Origin of the sequence: Vibrio proteolyticus NBRC 13287 (assembly GCF_000467125.1) — a bacterium.
GTDB lineage: Bacteria > Pseudomonadota > Gammaproteobacteria > Enterobacterales > Vibrionaceae > Vibrio > Vibrio proteolyticus.
The window spans coordinates 1-1,161 of sequence record NZ_BATJ01000044.1 but is presented as its reverse complement, the minus strand read 5'-3'; the positions used below and the strand labels follow the sequence as shown (position 1 = coordinate 1,161).

Here is a 1,161-nt window from a genome sequence, read left to right as displayed (position 1 = left end):
TGTCTAAAGAAAAATTTGAACGTACGAAACCGCACGTAAACGTTGGTACTATCGGCCACGTTGACCACGGTAAAACAACTCTAACTGCAGCTATCTGTACTACTCTTGCTAAAGTTTACGGCGGTGTAGCTAAAGACTTCGCATCTATCGATAACGCTCCAGAAGAGCGTGAGCGCGGTATCACTATCGCTACTTCTCACGTAGAGTACGACACTCCAACTCGCCACTACGCACACGTTGACTGTCCAGGACACGCGGACTACGTTAAAAACATGATCACTGGTGCTGCTCAGATGGACGGTGGTATCCTGGTAGTAGCTGCAACTGATGGCCCAATGCCACAGACTCGTGAGCACATCCTACTAGGCCGTCAGGTTGGTATCCCATACATCATCGTATTCATGAACAAATGTGACATGGTTGACGATGAAGAGCTTCTAGAGCTAGTAGAAATGGAAGTTCGTGAACTTCTTTCTGAGTACGATTTCCCAGGTGATGACCTACCAGTTATCCAAGGTTCTGCACTAGGCGCGCTGAATGGCGAAGAGCAGTGGGAAGCGAAAATCGTTGAACTGGCAGAAGCACTGGACACTTACATCCCAGAGCCAGAGCGTGCAGTAGACATGCCGTTCCTGATGCCAATCGAAGACGTATTCTCAATCCAGGGTCGTGGTACAGTAGTAACTGGCCGTATCGAGCGTGGTATCCTAAACGTAGGTGACGAAGTTGCTATCGTAGGTATCAAAGAGACTACGACTACTACTTGTACTGGTGTTGAAATGTTCCGTAAACTGCTTGACGAAGGTCGTGCAGGTGAGAACGTTGGTGCACTTCTGCGTGGTACTAAGCGTGACGAAGTAGAACGTGGTCAAGTACTAGCTAAGCCTGGTTCAATCACTCCACACACTAAGTTCGAATCAGAAGTCTACGTACTGTCTAAAGATGAAGGTGGTCGTCACACTCCATTCTTCAAAGGCTACCGTCCACAGTTCTACTTCCGTACAACTGACGTAACTGGTAACATCGAGCTACCAGAAGGCGTAGAAATGGTAATGCCAGGCGACAACATCAAGATGACTGTTGAGCTGATCGCACCAATCGCGATGGACGAAGGTCTACGTTTCGCGATCCGTGAAGGCGGCCGTACAGTAGGTGCTGGTG

Annotated in this window: 1 protein-coding gene; it reads left to right on the top strand. The window is 48.8% G+C overall.

Going from position 1 to position 1,161, the window contains the following annotated elements; all coding sequences use genetic code 11:
- A partial coding sequence (gene tuf, locus VPR01S_RS21870) for an elongation factor Tu (RefSeq protein WP_040903379.1) occupies positions 1 to 1,161 on the top strand: 1,161 nt, incomplete at both ends.